This is a genomic window from Kangiella sediminilitoris (assembly GCF_001708405.1).
Classification (GTDB): domain Bacteria; phylum Pseudomonadota; class Gammaproteobacteria; order Enterobacterales; family Kangiellaceae; genus Kangiella; species Kangiella sediminilitoris.
On sequence record NZ_CP012418.1, the window covers coordinates 1011461 to 1030163 of the forward strand.

Genomic DNA, 18703 nt, shown 5'->3' on the forward strand with positions numbered 1-18703 from the left:
ATGTCTATACCTACTTACACTTTTGATGCCGTGATTGTTGGCGGCGGTGGCGCTGGTATGCGTGCCTCGTTGCAGTTAGCAAAAAGCGGTCAGAAAGTCGCATTGATTTCTAAAGTTTTCCCTACTCGTTCGCACACAGTTTCTGCTCAGGGTGGTATTACTGTAGCACTGGGTAACTCTCACCCGGATGACTGGCGCTGGCATATGTTTGATACTGTAAAAGGTTCGGATTATATCGGTGACCAGGATGCGATTGAGTATATGTGTGAAAATGGCCCTGCAGCTGTTTATGAGCTGGAGCACATGGGCTTACCATTCTCACGTCTGGACAATGGTAAAATCTACCAGCGTCCATTTGGTGGTCAGTCAAAAGAATATGGTGGTGAGCAAGCAGCACGTACAGCAGCAGCGGCTGACCGTACAGGCCACGCATTGCTTCACACTCTATATCAAGCAAACTTGGCTGCTCAGACGCAATTCTTCAATGAATGGTATGCGATGGACATCGTCCGTAATGAGGAAGGCGATGTGTGTGGCGTAACTGCTATGTCTATTGAGACAGGTGAAGTTGCGTTATTTAAATCTCGCGCCACTGTATTCGCTACAGGTGGCTCTGGTCGAATCTATGCATCTACTACTAACGCCCTTATTAACACAGGTGATGGTGTTGGTATGGCACTACGCGCCGGCTTACCTGTACAAGATATTGAGATGTGGCAGTTCCACCCAACAGGCATTGCTGGAGCGGGTACCCTGGTAACAGAAGGTTGTCGTGGTGAAGGTGGTTACCTCATCAATAAAGATGGTGAGCGTTTCATGGAGCGTTATGCTCCGAATGCCAAAGACTTGGCATCTCGTGATGTTGTAGCACGTTCTATGATGAAGGAAATTCTTGCTGGCCGAGGCGGTGGTAAGGACGGTGACCATGTGTTCTTGAAGCTAGATCACTTGGGTGAAGAGGTATTGAACAAGCGCCTGCCTGGCATCAGTGAGCTTTCCAAAATCTTTGCTCACGTTGACCCGGCAAAAGATCCGATACCTGTAGTTCCAACCTGTCACTACATGATGGGTGGTATTCCTACTAATAAATATGGCCAGGTAATTGACCGTAAACCTAATGGTGAAGAGAAAGTCGTAAAAGGCTTTTACGCCGTGGGTGAGGTAGCATGTGTATCTGTGCATGGTGCTAACCGTTTGGGCGGTAACTCTCTACTTGACCTTGTTGTATTTGGTCGAGCAGCTGGTTTACACCTGGAAGAAGCGTTAAGAGAAGGACTACCATTCTCTGATTTCGATGACGCGGATGCTGAGCGCTCAATGGCTCGCTATAACCGTTGGGAAGAGTCAACAGACGGTGAAGACGTTGTTGATTTGCGTAAAGAACTTCAGCAAACCATGCAGAATCACTTTGGTGTATTCCGTACTGGCGATTTGATGAAGGAAGGTCTCGAAAAGGTTAAAGACTTGCGTAAACGACTTAAGAATGCAGTACTTAAAGATAAGTCTAAGAGCTTTAACACTCAGAGAATTGAGTCTCTAGAGCTTGAAAACTTAATGGAAGTTGCTTACGCAACGGCCATGGCTGCAGAGTTCCGTACAGAGAGTCGTGGTGCACACAGTCGTGAAGACTACCCGGATCGTGATGATGAAAACTGGTTAGCACACTCAGTGTATTACCCAGAAACTGAAGAAATGGGTACTCGCGATGTTAATATGCATCCTGAAAAAGTCGACGCTTTCCCTCCGAAAGCTCGTACTTATTAATCCGTAACGTCAAAGAATACGGAGTAATTGATATATGAAATTTAAAGTTTATCGTTATAACCCTGAAACGGACAAAAAGCCGTACATGCAAGAGTTTGATCTGGATATCCCAGAGGGCTCAGACAAAATGTTATTGGATGTACTGGTTGAGCTGAAAGAACAGGAACCTTCTTTATCTTTCCGTCGCTCATGCCGTGAAGGTGTATGTGGTTCAGATGGTATGAACATCAATGGTAAGAATGGCTTGGCGTGTATTACGCCTATTTCAAGCTTGAAGTCGCCAGTGGTGATTCGTCCATTACCCGGTCTACCGGTTATCCGCGATCTTGTAGTTGATATGGCACAGTTCTATAAACAGTATGAGAAAATTAAGCCTTATTTGATTGCTGATACTGAAACGCCAGCTAAAGAAAGACTTCAGTCACCTGAAGATCGTGAGAAACTTGATGGCTTATACGAATGTATTTTATGTGCTTGCTGCTCGACAGCCTGTCCATCGTTCTGGTGGAACCCAGACAAGTTCGTAGGCCCATCTGGCTTATTACAAGCATATCGCTTCCTGATTGATAGTCGTGACACTCGCACTGAAGAGCGTTTGTCCGACTTAGATGATGCCTACAGCGTATTCCGCTGCCGTGGCATTATGAACTGTGTGGACGTTTGTCCGAAAGGCTTGAATCCAACAAAAGCTATCGGCCATATACGTTCTATGCTATTAAAAAGTGGTGTATAATCCACGATCTTGAAGTTGATTAATCGAAATGCCTTGAGAGTTGAATATTTTTTGCTCTCTTGGCTCATGAGTCGCAACTCTTGCAGTAACTCTTTGTAAATTAAACAGACGTTACTGTGTTAAGAGTTGCGATTTTTGGTTATCATAGCGGTACAAATACCGAGAACTGGTGTTAAATTAAAATGAAGAACGGCTTAGAGGCGATGTTTGACAGTGCTTACCTTTCAGGAGGGAGCGCCGCCTATTTGGAAGAACTTTACGAGCAATATTTAGAAGATCCTCAATCAGTCGATGCCGAATGGCGCGAAAAATTCGATGCATACGAAAAAGTTAACGATAAGAAAGAGGTAGCTCATGGCGCCATTCGTGAACATTTTCGCCAAATTGGCTTAAACCGTCAGAAGCTTGCTTTCAGTCAGGGTGGGGGAGACTCTACAGCAGACCCAAAGCAAGTAAAAGTCCTTCACTTAATCGAGTCCTATCGTGCGCGTGGTCATCATCATGCTAATATCGATCCACTCGGCTTATGGAGCCACCCATACCCAACAAACCTAAGCCTGGACAGCTATGATCTTGGCGACGTTGATCCAAACAAAAAATTCCATGTTGGCAACCTTGCTGGTCCTGAACAGCAATCTTTGAAAGAGATAGAAGAAAGACTTAAAGAAACCTACTGTCATTCTATCGGTGCAGAATTCTTACATATTAATGACCTCGAAGAGCGTCGCTGGATTCAAGAAAAACTTGAAGCGGCAGGTTCTTCTCATGATTTCCGAGATCAAACCAAGAAAAATATTTTAGAAGGTTTGACTGCAGCAGAAGGTCTTGAAAAATATCTAGGCTCAAAATTCCCTGGCGCAAAGCGTTTCTCTCTGGAAGGTGGGGATAGCCTCATTCCAATGATGCGTGATTTTATCAACCAGGCTGGCTCAAAGGGTACCAAAGAGATTGTCATTGGTATGGCTCACCGTGGACGCCTTAACATGCTCGTAAATGTCATGGGTAAAAAGCCACAGGTGCTATTTGATGAGTTTGCCGGAAAGAATGCCGTGGTTGAAGAGGGCTCCTCTGGCGACGTCAAATACCATATGGGTTATTCCAGTGATGTAGAGACAGAAGGTGGGCCGGTCCATCTGGCTTTGGCTTTTAATCCTTCTCACTTAGAAATTGTAAGCCCAGTAGTCATAGGTTCGGTCAGAGCACGTCAAGAACGCCGTAATGACGAAAACTGTGAACAGGTGCTTCCTGTATTGATCCATGGTGACTCCGCTGTAACAGGCCAGGGCGTGGTCATGGAACTCTTCAATATGTCTCAGGCGCGTGGCTTTTATGTTGGCGGCTCAGTCCATATTGTTATTAATAACCAGGTAGGCTTTACCACATCAAAACTACAGGACACTCGTTCAACAGCGTACTGTACTGATGTTGCTAAAATGGTCGAAGCCCCAGTATTCCACGTTAATGGTGATGATCCAGAAGCGGTCCTTTATGTCACACGTCTTGCCCTGGAATTCCGTAATAAGTTTAAAAAGGACGTGGTGATCGATTTAGTATGTTACCGACGTCATGGACATAACGAAGCTGATGAGCCTAACGCGACCCAGCCAGTTATGTACCAAAAAATTAAAAAGCACCCAACGACACGCAAAATCTATGAAGACAAATTAACTTCAGAGGGCACATTGTCTGCCGATGAAGCTAAGAAGTTTACAGATGATTATCGTGATTTGCTGGATAAAGGAGACTCGGTGGTTCTAAACCGAATTCCGACACACAAAAACGAGTACAGTGTTGACTGGACTCCTTTTGAAAATCAGTCGTGGCAGTCACCAGCTAAAACGGCCATCACGAAAAAACAGTTTAAATTTTTGTCTGAGCGCATTTGTGATTACCCAGAAGATCTACCTTTGCAACGTCAAGTTAAAAAGCTGATGGGTCTACGTAAAGAAATGGCAGAAGGTGAAAAGCCAATGGACTGGGGTTTTGCTGAAACTCTGGCCTATGCATCACTGCTTGATGAAGATTATGAAGTTCGCATCTGTGGTCAGGATAGTGGACGTGGTACATTCTTTCACCGTCATGCTGTCTTGCATGACCAGGATGATGCTGAAGTTTATATTCCGCTACAGAATATTAAAGAAGATCAACCCAGCTTCACTGTGATTGACTCAGTGCTGTCAGAAGAAGCTGTTATGGCCTTTGAGTATGGCTATTCAACAAATGAACCTAATTCAATGGTCATCTGGGAAGCCCAGTTTGGTGATTTTGCTAATGGTGCGCAAGTTGTTATCGATCAGTTTATCAGCTCTGGAGAGCAGAAATGGGGCAGACTGTCTGGCTTAACCTTATTTTTGCCTCACGGCTATGAAGGCCAGGGTCCGGAGCATAGCTCCGCACGTTTAGAACGATTCCTGCAATTATCTGCTGAGCAGAATATGCAGGTAGTAGTGCCCTCAACGCCAGCTCAGGCATTCCATATGATTCGTCGTCAAATGGTGCGTAAGTTACGTAAGCCATTGATTGTAATGACACCAAAGAGCTTGTTGCGCCACAGAGACGCTGTTTCTAACATCGATGAGTTGACTAAGGGTCAGTTCCAGAATGCCATTGATGAAATAGATCAGTTAGACAAAAAGAAAGTTGAACGGGTGGTCATGTGCTCCGGCAAGGTTTATTATGATCTGCTCAAAAAGCGTCGTGACGAAAAGTTAGATAATGTTGCTATTGTTCGTATTGAGCAGCTGTATCCATTCCCGCATGAGGAAGTGGAAAAAATCTTAGCGTCATACAAGGCTGCTAAGACGTTTGTGTGGTGTCAGGAAGAGCCGCAAAACCAGGGTGCGTGGTATTGTAGTCGTCATAATTTAGATGAAGCGGCTCCAACTAACGACCCTGTAATATTTGCGGGTCGTGCAGCTTCAGCAGCACCAGCTGTTGGTTATGCGAGTATTCATAATGAGCAGCAAAATAAATTGGTCAACGATGCGTTGGGTATCGAATAACAACGTATCCAATAACAGAATTTGAAATAATTTAAGGTAAATAAGGTTATAACATGGCTATCGAAATTAAAGTTCCTGTGTTGCCTGAATCTGTAGCGGATGCAACGATTGCTACTTGGCACGTTAAGCCTGGGGAAGCAGTATCGCGTGATCAGAACTTGGTCGATATTGAGACTGATAAAGTAGTTTTGGAAGTTGTAGCTCCGGAAGATGGTGCTATTTCTGAAATCTTAAAAGAAGAAGGCGACACCGTTCTTCAAGAAGAGGCGATTGCTAAGTTTGAAGCTGGAGCCGGTGGTGATACTAGCTCTGAGTCCAAAGACGATTCTTCTGATAAGAAAGATGAGTCTGAGGAAGAAAAAGCTAAGTCAGAAGATAAACCTGCGGAACCATCGAAAGATTCTGATGTTCTATCTCCTGCTGTTCGTCGCCTTGTAGCAGAGCATAACCTGGATGCCAGCCAAATTCCTGCAACTGGGAAGGGGGGACGTCTGACTAAAGAAGACGTTGAAAACTTCATCAAGAACGGTGGTAAAAAAGAAGCTCCAGCATCAAAAGGTTCTGATGCTCCAGTCTCGGCTGGTTTACGCGAAGAGAAGCGTGTACCAATGACTCGTTTACGTAAGCGTATCGCTGAGCGCTTGGTGGAAGCTCAACAAAATGCAGCTCTATTAACGACGTTTAACGATATCAACATGAAAGAAGTTGTTGAATTGCGAGCGCGTTATAAAGAACAGTTCGAAAAAGTTCATGAAACTCGCTTGGGTTTCATGTCTTTCTTTGTAAAAGCAACAGTAGAAGCATTAAAACGTTATCCTGCTGTTAACGCTTCAATCGATGGTGATGACATTGTATATCATGGTTATTACGACATTGGTGTTGCGGTTTCTTCTCCAAGAGGTCTTGTCGTTCCTGTCCTACGTGATGCGGACACTATGAGCCTTGCAGAGATAGAAGCAAAAATTCGCGAGTTTGGTGTTAAAGCTCGTGATAATAAATTGACTGTCGAAGAGATGACAGGCGGTACCTTTACTATCTCTAATGGTGGTGTGTTTGGCTCGCTAATGGCTACGCCAATCATTAACCCACCTCAAAGTGGTATTTTAGGTATGAATCGAATGGAAGATCGTCCAGTAGTTATTGATGGAGAAATTGTGATTCGTCCAATGATGAATGTTGCGCTTTCATATGACCACCGAATTATTGATGGTCGTGAATCAGTCGGCTTCTTGAAAACTATTAAAGAGTTTATTGAAGATCCGGCTCGCATTCTACTGGATGTTTAATCAGTAAGTATCAAGTACAGCCGGATAAATTCTATCCGGCTTTTGTCTTTTTAATTAACGTGAAATTAGGAACATCAAATGAACCTACACGAGTATCAAGGTAAACAACTATTCCGTGAATACGGTTTACCAGTATCTGAAGGTTATGCTGTTGATAACCCTCAGTCTGCTTTTGAAGCTGCTGGCCAAATCGGTGGTGACATGTGGGTTGTTAAAGCTCAAGTACATGCCGGTGGCCGTGGTAAAGCAGGTGGCGTAAAGCTTGTTAAAACTAAAGAAGAAGTTAAAGAGTTTGCTAAACAGTGGCTAGGTAAGAACTTAGTGACTTATCAAACTGATGCTAATGGCCAACCTGTCAGTAAAATCTTAGTTGAGTCATGCACTGATATTGATAAAGAACTTTATCTGGGCGCAGTCATTGACCGTTCTTCGCGTCGTGTTGTCTTCATGGCTTCTACCGAAGGTGGTGTTGAGATTGAGAAAGTTGCAGAAGAAACTCCAGAGAAGATTCTTAAAGCAACGATTGATCCGCTAGTTGGTCCACAACCATATCAAGGTCGTGAGCTCGCTTTCCAATTAGGTCTTGAAGGCAAGCAGGTTAAGCAGTTTACTCACATCTTCATTCAGCTTGCTAAAATGTTTGTTGAAAAAGATTTATCGCTTCTTGAGATTAATCCCTTAGTGATTAAAGAAGACGGCGATCTACACTGTCTGGACGCAAAAATTAATATCGATGGCAATGCTCTATATCGTCATAACAAATTAGCTGAGATGCACGACCCTTCACAGGAAGATGAGCGTGAAGCACATGCCGCTAAATTTGAACTTAACTATGTTGCGCTTGACGGTAACATCGGCTGTATGGTTAATGGTGCCGGCCTTGCAATGGGTACAATGGATATCATCAAACTACACGGCGGTGAGCCAGCTAACTTCCTTGACGTTGGTGGCGGCGCGACAAAAGAGCGTGTTACTGAAGCCTTTAAAATCATTCTTTCTGATGAAAACGTTAAGGCTGTATTGGTTAATATTTTTGGTGGTATTGTTCGTTGTGACCTTATCGCAGAAGGCATCATCGGTGCAGTTAAGGATGTGGGTATTGAAGATCCAGTAGTTGTTCGTCTGGAGGGTAACAATGCTGAGCTTGGAACGAAGGTTCTGGCTGAATCAGGTCTAAACATCATTGCAGCGGAAAGCTTAACTGACGCAGCGAAGAAAGTTGTTGCTGCAGCGGAGGGCAAATAATGAGTATCCTACTAAATAAAGAAACAAAAGTTATTTGTCAGGGCATCACTGGCTCACAAGGTACTTTCCATACTGAGCAGGCGATAGAGTACGGTACAAACATGGTTGGCGGTGTGACTCCTGGTAAAGGCGGTCAAACTCACCTTGGTCTTCCTGTCTTCAATACCGTGAAAGAAGCTGTTCAAGAAACTGGTGCTGAAGCGTCCGTTATCTATGTTCCGGCGCCATTCTGTAAAGACTCTATTCTTGAGGCTGCTAATGCTGGCATCAAACTAGTTATCTGTATCACAGAAGGTATCCCAACACTCGATATGTTGGATGCAAAAATTGTTTGTGATCGTCTAGGTGTTCGTCTGATTGGTCCTAACTGTCCGGGTGTCATCACTCCGGGAGAGAGCAAAATTGGTATTATGCCTGGCCATATTCATAAACCAGGTAAAGTGGGTATTGTTTCTCGCTCTGGTACTTTGACCTATGAAGCAGTAAAGCAAACGACAGATTATGGTTTTGGTCAGTCAACCTGTGTTGGTATTGGCGGTGACCCAATCCCAGGATCTAACTTCATCGACATCCTTGAGATGTTTGAAAAAGATCCGGCGACTGAAGCAATCGTAATGATTGGTGAAATCGGTGGTTCTGCTGAAGAAGAAGCCGCAGCATACATCAAAGAAAACGTTACTAAACCAGTTGTTTCATACATTGCAGGTGTCACAGCACCTCCAGGTAAACGTATGGGTCATGCTGGTGCGATTATCGCTGGTGGTAAAGGTACTGCAGCTGAGAAGTTTGCTGCCCTTGAAGACGCGGGTGTTAAAACCGTACGTTCTTTGGCAGAGATTGGCTCAGCTATGAAAGAAATAACAGGCTGGTAATTCCAACCTGACTTTCTTCAGAGCCGCAGACACTTGTCTGCGGCTTTTTTGTATCTGCAGCATTGATTCTTATGTTTGTCATATTTATTAACATTTACTCCCTATACAGTTACAAAGCTTTGTATGATACTGCTTAGCTGAGAAAAGCTATGTTTATGCCGTAGCTTGTTTCATTTATTTAAAAGCAGATTAATACAGTTAACTACTACGCGTAGTAGAGTGAAAGAATAGAGGGATATCTATGGTCTTAAAATTTAAGAAAACCTTTTTAGCAATGGCTTTAGCTACTGGAATGGGAGCAGCATACGCAAAGTTGCCTGAAGGGGTTGAGAAAGTAACGTCGGTTGAAGGTATTACAGAGTACCGTCTGGACAATGGTTTGCAGGTGCTACTATTCCCGGATCCAACCCAGGAAACGGTCACAGTCAACGTTACATACCACGTCGGATCTAAGCACGAAAATTACGGCGAAACTGGCATGGCTCACTTATTGGAGCACCTGGTTTTTAAAGGAACACCGGACCATAAAGATATTCCCAAAGAGTTAACTGACCACGGCGCAGAGCCAAATGGAACGACCTGGTACGATAGAACGAATTATTTTGAGACTTTTTCCGCTACTCCTGAAAATATCGAGTGGGCTTTGGATTTAGAGGCTGATCGTATGATCAACTCATTTATTGCGAAAAAAGATCTTGATAGCGAAATGACGGTAGTTAGAAATGAACTTGAGAATGGTGAGAACAGTCCATTCCGTGTTTTGATGCAACGTTTAATGTCTACAGCCTTTGATTGGCATAATTATGGCAAATCAACAATAGGAGCTCGCTCGGATCTGGAGAATGTGGATATCAGCAATTTACAGGCTTTTTACCGTAAATATTATCAGCCAGATAACGCTACTTTAATTGTTTCAGGAAAAATCGATGAAGAGCAGTTAATCGAGCTTATTGATGAAGAGTTTGGTGATATCCCCAAGCCGGATAGAACCATAGCCGAGCTTTACACCGAAGAACCTATTCAGGATGGTGAGCGCCGTGTTGTAGTACGACGTCCCGGTGATGTACAAATGGTCGGCGTTCTTTATAAAACTCCAGCAGGTCCATCAGAAAAGTTCGCTGCCGTTCAGGTGCTAAATCAGATTCTAGGTGATAATAAGACTGGTAGATTACATGATGCCCTGGTAAAGAATGAGTTAGCAGCTTCTACATTTGGTTTCCCATTCCAGCTGGGTGAGCCCGGAGCCCTACTATTTGGAGCCCAGGTTGCCAAAGGAAAGGATATTGCTAAAACAGAATCGGAAATGCTGAAAACTTTAGAAGATATTAAAAGTAATCCGATTACAGAGAAAGAAGTAAAGCAGGCTAAGGCGAAGCTATTAAAGCAAATAGAGCTTAGCTTTAACTCATCTCAAAGTATCGCTCTCGAGCTTACTGAGTGGGTTGGTATGGGTGACTGGAGGCTATTGTTCCTCAACCGAGATCGCCTTGAAGCAGTAACTGTTGATGATGTTCAGGCAGCTGCTGAAGAGTTCCTTGTTAATGATAATCGCACTTTAGGTTTATTTTTGCCAGAGCAGAAGCCAGACAGAGCTGATTCCATCGTTAGAATGAGTGACGAGGAAATTGATGCCATGCTCGAAGGCTATGAAGGTCGAAAAGCAGTTGCGCAGGGTGAGGACTTTGACCCTTCTCATGACAATATTGATGAAAGAACTGTGGAGTCGACTTTAAGTAATGGTGCAAAAGTTGTTTATTTGCCTAAGAAAACTCGCGGCGAGTCTGTTGTTGCCCAGATTCGACTGGATATAGGCAACCTTAATGATTTACGTAATAGTGGTGTCATCCCATCACTAACGGCCGGAATGCTAGATCGAGGCACAAAAGATTTGAGCCGCGAAGAGCTTCAGTCTGAGTTTGATCGTTTGAAAGCAAACGTCAGCGTCAGTGGTGATAGTACTACCGTTACTGCTCGAATACAGACAAACAAGGAAAATCTTGCTGAGGTGATTCGTCTGGTTGAACAAGTTTTAAAGAATCCTCGTTTCAGTGAAGAAGAGTTAGAAGTATTAAAGCGTGAACGCATCGTTAGTTTAGAGCAGCAAAAGCAGCAACCAAGCACTCAGGTCTTTATGCAACTTGGACGTCATTTGAATCCATATGATAGCTCCCATCCTTTTTACAGTATGAGCATCGATGAGCAAATTGAAGCCATCAAGAAGGTGACTCCAGAACAGCTGGCAAGTTTCCATGACAGTTTTATGGGCGCACAGGACGCTGATATTGCTCTGGTGGGTGACTTTAATAAGGACGAGATGCAAGAGCTTCTTGAGGAGACTCTCGGTAACTGGAAATCAGAAGTAGAATATGAGCGCATCAAAACATCTGCGTCAGACGTCGAGTCCATTAATAAATTCGTTGATACCCCGGATAAAGCTGGAGCTGCCTTTGGTGCCATGACGCAAATTCCGGTCAGTGATGAGCATCCTGACCATCCAGCATTGATTGTCGCCAACCAAATCTTTGGGGGTGGCTTCCTAAACAGCCGCCTGGCTACAAGACTTCGTCAAAAAGATGGTTTAAGTTATGGTGCCGGTTCATTCTTAAGAGTAAGCTCTCAGGATGATAAAGCTATTTTTGGTGCTTACGCGATATGTGCGCCAGAAAATCTGGCAAAAGTAGAGCAGGGCTTCAAAGAAGAGTTCGAAAAGGTCATTGAACAGGGCTTTACTAAAGATGAGCTGGATGCAGCGGTTAAAGGCATGATCCAGAATCGTCGAATCGATCGAGCTAAAGACAATCGTCTGGTAGGAACCCTCGCTTCTAATTTGGATCTAGATCGTTCAATGCAGTGGGACGAAGAGTTTGAACAAGCTCTTAAGACATTGACGGTTGAGGATATTAACCAGGCATTTCGGAAGCACCTTAGCTTGGATAATATCTCCATCGTAAAAGCTGGAGACAAGACTAAAGCTGAGTAATATGGTGACTGAGTGTAAGAGCCGCAGTTAATACTGCGGCTTTTTTATTTCCATTAATTACCAGCGATAATTTACGGTATAGTTAACTTTTAATTCGCCACTGGCTGGGACATTAACATTAAAATGGATGTGTCTTGCATCCTGTTTAGAAAACTCATGAGAATTGCTTTTAATTTCCCATTGTGACCAACGATAAAGTTTCTCCCGGATGACTACCTGCACATTTTCAGTTTTGTGATTACTCAATGTAATTTCAAAGCTTTCGCTCATAGTCCTTGATTTTGTATTAACTCGGTAGTCTGTTTGCGTTCGCTCACCCTTTATATCAAATGAGTTCCCCACTTTTATAAGTACATCCTCATCTTTTGGGGTATGGTCGATAATATCCTCGCCTATAAATTCCATGCTGCCATCAGAGTCTTTTTGATTAACTCGGATTCTACCTGCAGGCAGAGGTATGCCCATATTATTGTCTTCACTGTTATTAAATCGGAGGTAGACATTAACATCGCCCTCACTTTTCTGGCCATAATTCTGATTTGTATTCAGCCCGCTAAAGCCATAATGATTTGAGGCATCGAACACCAGCTCCTTATCGCAGTTTATAGCGTTAACAGAAGGGAATAGTTCAAGCTGCTTAGTTGAGTTATCCGGGAGTGTCGCTGGGCGCCCCAGTGTGTATAGGTGGTACTCAAAGAAGGATTTTTCTTCAAACCCTGTGCTATCAGCCATAGCTGCTTTTTCATACATGACTTGACTGCTTCTAATTGCAGAAGGAGCTTTTGCGCGATTAACATCCCCGGCAATTAACTTAAGCTTTGCATTTTCATAGCTTGTGCCTGATTGATTAATGATACTGACCCATGCAGAAAGATCTAGCTGGCACTTGTCCTCTTCGCTATAGGCAATATTATAATCAGACCACCAGGTGACCCCTTCGGTCTGGTAGCTAAGCTCAATATCGTGCTTTCCGCCCTTGTTTGCTTTTAAGTCCCAGACTAGTGTAGGTCTGGTACGTAACCCTCCCGGTAGGCTTGGGAATTTAATATTTCTGTAACTATTGATACTGTATACGTTACCCCGTTCATCCTCCAGTACAAGGCCACCCATGGCGCTGACTAACTTGCCCTTAATAATATTCGTATCATTCCCCAGTTCCTGTTCGACTGTAATATTCCTGCCTAAATAACGTTGTAAAAGCTTTTGTTGGCTTACAAGATCAAATTGATAATTTTGTTCAACTACATGAGCTTCAGGATCAGTTAAGGACATGAATGATACTGTGGTGGGGTCTATTAAAGCGGCAACATTATTAACTTCGACACGGTTCAGACCTTCTGACAGTTTATATTGTTGAGTGCTTTTTATGACGGCATACCCGGGGATATTATAATTCCCAATATGTCGTCCGGGAACTGGACGGTAACTACTGGGTGATATAGAGCCCGGCTGAGCGCTACTGTATATTGTTATAGCATCTTCTGCACCAGTAATGGCAGGAGCTCCATAAAGCGCCGAAGTTATTAATAATGTTAGTATGCTATGTCTGCTATGTTTATAAAGCATGAGAGTATCCTTGTGTTTTGACCATACACCGTCTATAAACGTCAGAGTAACTTAAATGGGTTAACATAGCCAAAATTTGAAAGGTAGCTTTTTATGTTGGTAAAGATTAAATATAGTCTGGCTTTAATGCTTACTTTTTTAGCATTTGCTTCAGGAGCTAAGGAGTATTCCAAAGTAACCGGTGACAGCTATATACAGTTTAGTGGTGTTCAGAATAAGAAAACCGCCTTTACTGGTCATTTTAAAGAGTTCATGGTCACTACCAATTTTGATGCTTCCAATATCAGTAACACCCAAATTTACGTTGAAATTAATTTGGATTCAGTAGAGAGCGGTAGCTCAAAGCGTGACTCAATGCTCAAAAAGGAAAACTGGTTTGATGTTGAGAATACTCCTAGAAGTTACTTTAAGTCGGACACAGTAGAAGCCATTTCCGACAATATATATCAAGTTTCAGGAGAGTTAAAAATTAAAGGAATTTCAAATCGTTACAGCTTTAAAATAAAAATTCGTGAACTAGTCGACTTGTTGCGCTTAGAAGGCAAACTTACAATTAACCGGCTTGATTTTGACCTAGGGCTGGGTTCTTGGAAGAACCCTGACTGGGTAAGACATGAAGTCGAAGTAGAATTTGATGTAGCTTTGAAACCTTAATGTACAGGAAGTGACAATAAACATATAGGATCAGGTTTCAGCTCTTAAAGTTATTAACCATATAGCGTTAGAGTAAGGAAAATGAAGAAACCGTTCCTGTTGGGAATAGTGCTGTTTGCGATATCACAAACTGGCAAGACAGAGGTGCTGGATATTGATTCGCAAATGGCAGATAAAATAGTATCTATCTGCAAGTTTGTAAAAGCCAAGGGACACCCTGAGCAGTTAAGATTAAAAGGGTTAGCCTGGTGCAAGGTTGGGGTCGATTACCTTCCTGAAGAATATAAACGACAAAAGCAACTTGTAAGCCATCTTTATGAGTCGGAAAATTACAAACACCTACTGCAGAAGAATGAGTTTATTTCACATTTAAAAAAGGCAAGGAGGCGAATTGCTGAAATTTCACTGGGGATGTAAAAGTTATGCTCAATAAAAAAGCACCGTTAGGTGCTTTTTTATTGCACTTAGTAATTACAGACTTGGCAACTCTAACTCGTGCGCAAATTGATTAAAGAACCCACTATCAATCAGTTCACGTATCGCTTCAATATCAGGACCAAAATGACGGTCTTTCTCGTAGTAAGGAACCTCCTTACGAATTGCTGAGTATGCCTTTAGTAATGTTTCAGAGGTTTTTAAAGGGGCTCTAAAATCAATACCCTGGGCTGCACTTAATAATTCAACAGCAATGACGCCGGCGGTATTAAAGTTCATATCGCGCAGGCGACGAGCAGCAAAAGTAGCCATTGATACATGGTCTTCCTGGTTTGCTGAAGTTGGAAGGCTGTCTACCGAAGCTGGATGAGCGAGAGTTTTATTTTCTGAGGCCAAGGCTGCTGCTGTGACCTGAGCAATCATAAAGCCTGAGTTGACACCACTATCTTCAACCAGGAATGCCGGTAAGCCACTTAGATGTTTGTCCAGCATCAGCGCTATTCGGCGTTCAACGATCGCACCCACCTCTGCGATAACCACGGCCAATAGATCTGAAGACATAGCCACTGGTTCAGCGTGGAAGTTACCACCAGAAATAATGTCACCGTCTTCCGGGAAAACAAGAGGGTTATCCGAGACAGCATTTGTTTCGGTTAATAAAACTGACGCCGCAAAACGCATATGATCAAGTGCGGCTCCCATGACTTGAGGCTGACAACGAAGAGAGTAGGGGTCCTGTACTTTTTCGCAGTCTTCGTGAGACTTGTTGATCTCGCTGCCTTTAATCAGATTAAGCAGTGACAGCGCTACCTTTTTCTGTCCGTCATGGCCACGAACCTGGTGAATGCGTGCGTCAAACGGAGCAACAGAGCCTAGCACTGCATCAACAGTCAGTGCCCCGGCGACAGTTGCTGCAGCAAAGTTATTTTCAGCACCAAATAAGCCAGCTAAAGCCAACGCAGTAGAGCATTGTGTGCCGTTCAATAGTGCCAACCCTTCTTTTGCAGCCAGGGTCAGTGGCTTTAATCCTGCTATTTTTAAGCCTTCTTCAGCGCTTAAGATTTTGTCCTTGTGGCGTACTTCACCAACACCAATTAGGGTACAGCTCATGTGAGCCAGTGGTGCCAAATCACCAGAAGCACCAACAGAACCTTTTTCTGGTATACAGGGATAAACCTCATGGTTTACCAGCTGTATTAAAGCGTCAACTGTTTCACGACGCACCCCAGAGTGTCCTTGTGACAAACTGGATAATTTTAAAACCATCAACAATCGTACGACATTGTCCGGCAGCAGCTCACCAATACCTGCAGCATGTGATAACACCAGACTTTCCTGTAAAAGCTCAAGTTTTTCTCGTGGGATTCTGGTCGATGCTAAAAGACCGAACCCAGTATTAATACCATAAACCGTCTGGTTGTTTTCAACCACGTCGGCTACCGTTTGGGCCGCACGATCGATAACAGGATAAAAGTCTGGATTCAGCTCTATCTGACAAGGCTTGGAGTAAACTGCTCGACAGTCTGCAAGTGTCAGTTCACCGGGAGTTAGAGTATAAGTTGTCATATTTATAACCTTATTGTCAGTGTTACTTAACCATTGGTAGGTTTAAGTTATTCTCTTTTGCGCACTCAATGGCCGCTTCATAACCAGCGTCTGCGTGACGCATTACACCGGTTGCCGGATCATTGAAGAGTACTCGATTAATTCGTTCTGCAGCTTCATCAGTTCCGTCACAACAAATGACAACGCCTGAGTGTTGAGAGAAGCCCATTCCAACACCGCCACCATGATGCAGTGATACCCAGGTTGCTCCACCAGCCACATTCAGCATAGCGTTTAGTAATGGCCAGTCAGACACTGCGTCAGAACCATCTTTCATGCCTTCAGTTTCGCGATTAGGGCTAGCGACGGAGCCTGAGTCTAAGTGATCTCGGCCAATAACAACTGGTGCCTTTAATTCTCCGTTTTTTACCATTTCGTTAAATGCTAAACCCAGTTTATGACGAAGCCCTAGACCAACCCAGCAGATTCGTGAAGGCAGCCCCTGGAACTGGATTCTCTCTTTGGCCATATCCAGCCAGTTATGAAGATGTGGGTCGTCAGCGATAATTTCTTTAACTTTTTGGTCCGTTTTATAGATATCTTCCGGGTCACCTGAAAGGGCTGCCCAGCGGAAAGGACCAATCCCACGACAGAAAAGAGGGCGGATATAGGCAGGTACAAAGCCAGGGAAGTCAAAGGCATTTTCGACACCTTCTTCCAAGGCCATCTGGCGGATATTGTTACCATAGTCAACGGTGGGTACACCAGAGTGGGCAAACTCAACCATAGCCTTAACCTGAACTGCCATAGACTTCTTCGCCGCTTTAGAAACTTCTTCTGGATTGGACTGGGCTTTTTCTCGCCACTCTTCAACTGTCCAACCCTGGGGTAAATAACCGTTAACAGGATCGTGTGCAGAAGTCTGGTCAGTGACGAGATCTGGCTTAACCCCTCGCTGCTGTAACTCAGGGAATATATCTGCTGCATTGCCAAGCAGTCCGATAGAGATAGCTTCGCCATTATCCAATGCTTCCTGAAGCATTGATAATGCTTCATCGACGCTTTTAGCTTTCTTGTCTACGTAACCTGTTCTCATACGGAAATCGATACGGGTTTCATCACACTCGACCGCAATCATGCAGTAGCCTGCCATGGTAGCAGCTAAAGGCTGTGCGCCTCCCATTCCGCCTAAACCGCCGGTTAAAATCCATTTACCTTTCGTATCACCATCAAAGTGTTGTCGACCAGCTTCTACAAAAGTCTCGTAAGTACCCTGTACGATCCCTTGGCTACCAATGTAAATCCATGAGCCAGCGGTCATCTGGCCATACATCATCAGCCCCTTACGGTCGAGCTCGTTAAAGTGTTCCCAGTTAGCCCAGTGTGGCACCAAATTCGAATTAGCAATTAAAACCCGTGGTGCATCGGCATGAGTTTTAAATACTCCGACAGGTTTTCCAGACTGGACCAATAATGTCTCATCGTCATTAAGGTTTTTTAAGCTTTCTACAATCTTGTCGTAGCATTCCCAGTTACGAGCCGCGCGGCCAATACCGCCATATACAACTAAGCCTTGAGGATGTTCAGCGACATCCGGATCCAGGTTGTTCATCAGCATGCGTAGCGGAGCTTCTGTTAACCATGACTTTGCATTTAGTTCTGTGCCATGCGGGGCACGAATTTCACGACTTGCATCAAAACGCTTCTTGTCAAAAGAGTTGTTCGACATTTTGATTCCTCTCTAAACGTTGTAAAGTGTCCAAGCTTATAGCTCGGTCAATTGGTGTTCGGTTGTAAAGCTACCAGTTAACTTAAAACGACTGGCAGGATGAAATAACTGACAATAACTGACTAATAAATCTTTCGACCAGGTGATACGGTCAATTGAAAGTACGGGCTCGTTATCTTGAAGTTTTAATGTGACGCGCATGAATGGGTCGGCTTCTTTTGCCTCAATCTGATGTTCAGCCTGAGTCAGTGGGGCAACTTCCGATAAATATACATTGGGTGTCATCTGATTAAAGTTTTGCTTCAAATAATCTGGCGCAGCTTTGGGATTAACATAGCGTTGCTCAATTTGAATAGGCTTATCATTTTCCTTATGAACCATGATTGAGTGGTATATATCTTCCCCTTCCTCTAGCTCGAAGCGATTAAGCAGATGCGTAGGACAGTGCTCTTTCTGCAGCAGAATAAGCTCGTTGGAGTAGGTATTTCCTCGCTTCGAGACCTCATCGGCAATGTTGCGGATTTCCAGCATTGGCGAGTGTAGTTTTTTTGGTGCGACAAAGGTTCCTCTGCCTTGCACACGATATAACACACCTTCTTCAGTCAGCTCATCCAGCGCACGTCGGGCGGTCATTCGGCTCACACCACAGGTTTCAACGAGCTGGTTTTCTGAGGGAACCCGTTTGTGCTCAGCCCAGCTGGTTTTTTCAATACCTTCTTTTATAAAATTTTTAACCACCATATAAAGGCGAGTATCTATATCCGACATTTTTATTTAGTATCTACTACTTCACATCCATTCATGGCTTGAACCTCGGAATAATTCCTGTATCCTAGGTTGTATATACAAGTTGAACTATACTAATAAAACAGTAGTCTTTTCAAGCAAAAGA

Annotated in this window: 13 protein-coding genes; 9 read left to right on the forward strand and 4 right to left on the reverse strand. The window is 43.7% G+C overall.

Going from position 1 to position 18703, the window contains the following annotated elements; translation table 11 throughout:
- From sdhA to KS2013_RS04800, 7 genes are all read left to right on the forward strand, one after another.
- The gene (gene sdhA, locus KS2013_RS04770; protein WP_068990491.1) at positions 1 to 1764 is read left to right on the forward strand and encodes a succinate dehydrogenase flavoprotein subunit; all 1764 of its coding nucleotides are present in this window, start codon (positions 1 to 3) and stop codon (positions 1762 to 1764) included.
- 34 nt (positions 1765 to 1798) lie between these two features.
- The gene (locus KS2013_RS04775; protein WP_068990494.1) at positions 1799 to 2497 is read left to right on the forward strand and encodes a succinate dehydrogenase iron-sulfur subunit; all 699 of its coding nucleotides are present in this window, start codon (positions 1799 to 1801) and stop codon (positions 2495 to 2497) included.
- Positions 2498 to 2679: 182 nt separating this feature from the next.
- Positions 2680 to 5499, forward strand: a complete 2820-nt coding sequence (locus tag KS2013_RS04780) for a 2-oxoglutarate dehydrogenase E1 component (protein ID WP_068990498.1) — start codon at positions 2680 to 2682, stop codon at positions 5497 to 5499.
- Between the two features lie 53 nt (positions 5500 to 5552).
- Complete coding sequence (gene odhB / locus KS2013_RS04785; RefSeq protein WP_068990502.1) at positions 5553 to 6785, forward strand: 2-oxoglutarate dehydrogenase complex dihydrolipoyllysine-residue succinyltransferase; 1233 nt, start codon at positions 5553 to 5555, stop codon at positions 6783 to 6785.
- Positions 6786 to 6863: 78 nt separating this feature from the next.
- Positions 6864 to 8030 (forward strand): ADP-forming succinate--CoA ligase subunit beta, encoded by a 1167-nt coding sequence (gene sucC, locus KS2013_RS04790; protein ID WP_068990505.1) that lies wholly within the window; start codon positions 6864 to 6866, stop codon positions 8028 to 8030.
- Positions 8030 to 8902, forward strand: coding sequence for a succinate--CoA ligase subunit alpha (gene sucD / locus KS2013_RS04795; RefSeq protein WP_068990515.1), 873 nt, complete (start codon positions 8030 to 8032; stop codon positions 8900 to 8902). The genes sucC and sucD overlap by 1 nt, the downstream gene beginning before the upstream one ends.
- A gap of 241 nt (positions 8903 to 9143) precedes the next feature.
- Entirely contained in the window at positions 9144 to 11882 is a 2739-nt protein-coding gene (locus KS2013_RS04800) for a M16 family metallopeptidase (protein WP_068990518.1), read from the forward strand.
- Positions 11883 to 11939: 57 nt separating this feature from the next.
- On the opposite strand, the gene KS2013_RS04805 is transcribed toward KS2013_RS04800, so the two are convergent.
- Positions 11940 to 13448, reverse strand: a complete 1509-nt coding sequence (locus tag KS2013_RS04805) for a DUF4139 domain-containing protein (protein ID WP_068990521.1) — start codon at positions 13446 to 13448, stop codon at positions 11940 to 11942.
- A 93-nt stretch (positions 13449 to 13541) separates the two neighbouring features.
- Between KS2013_RS04805 and KS2013_RS04810 the strand changes: the two genes are divergently transcribed.
- A complete protein-coding gene (locus KS2013_RS04810; protein WP_068990524.1) occupies positions 13542 to 14102 on the forward strand; it encodes a YceI family protein in 561 nt (186 codons plus the stop codon).
- 81 nt (positions 14103 to 14183) lie between these two features.
- On the forward strand, positions 14184 to 14519 hold the full coding sequence (locus tag KS2013_RS04815; RefSeq protein WP_068990528.1) for a hypothetical protein: 336 nt from the start codon (positions 14184 to 14186) through the stop codon (positions 14517 to 14519).
- Between the two features lie 54 nt (positions 14520 to 14573).
- Here the strand turns inward: KS2013_RS04815 and hutH are convergent, their stop codons facing one another.
- Genes hutH through hutC form a run of 3 tightly spaced genes read right to left on the reverse strand, consistent with a single transcriptional unit; the run spans position 14574 to position 18579 of the window.
- Positions 14574 to 16103 carry a histidine ammonia-lyase gene (gene hutH / locus KS2013_RS04820; RefSeq protein WP_068990530.1) on the reverse strand — a complete coding sequence of 510 codons (1530 nt, stop codon included), beginning with the start codon at positions 16101 to 16103 and terminating at the stop codon, positions 14574 to 14576.
- Between the two features lie 22 nt (positions 16104 to 16125).
- Positions 16126 to 17811: a urocanate hydratase gene (gene hutU, locus KS2013_RS04825; RefSeq protein WP_068990533.1), complete on the reverse strand. Its 1686-nt coding sequence runs from the start codon at positions 17809 to 17811 to the stop codon at positions 16126 to 16128.
- Positions 17812 to 17847: 36 nt separating this feature from the next.
- Complete coding sequence (gene hutC / locus KS2013_RS04830; RefSeq protein ID WP_068990541.1) at positions 17848 to 18579, reverse strand: histidine utilization repressor; 732 nt, start codon at positions 18577 to 18579, stop codon at positions 17848 to 17850.
- Between the last annotated feature and the right edge of the window lie 124 nt (positions 18580 to 18703).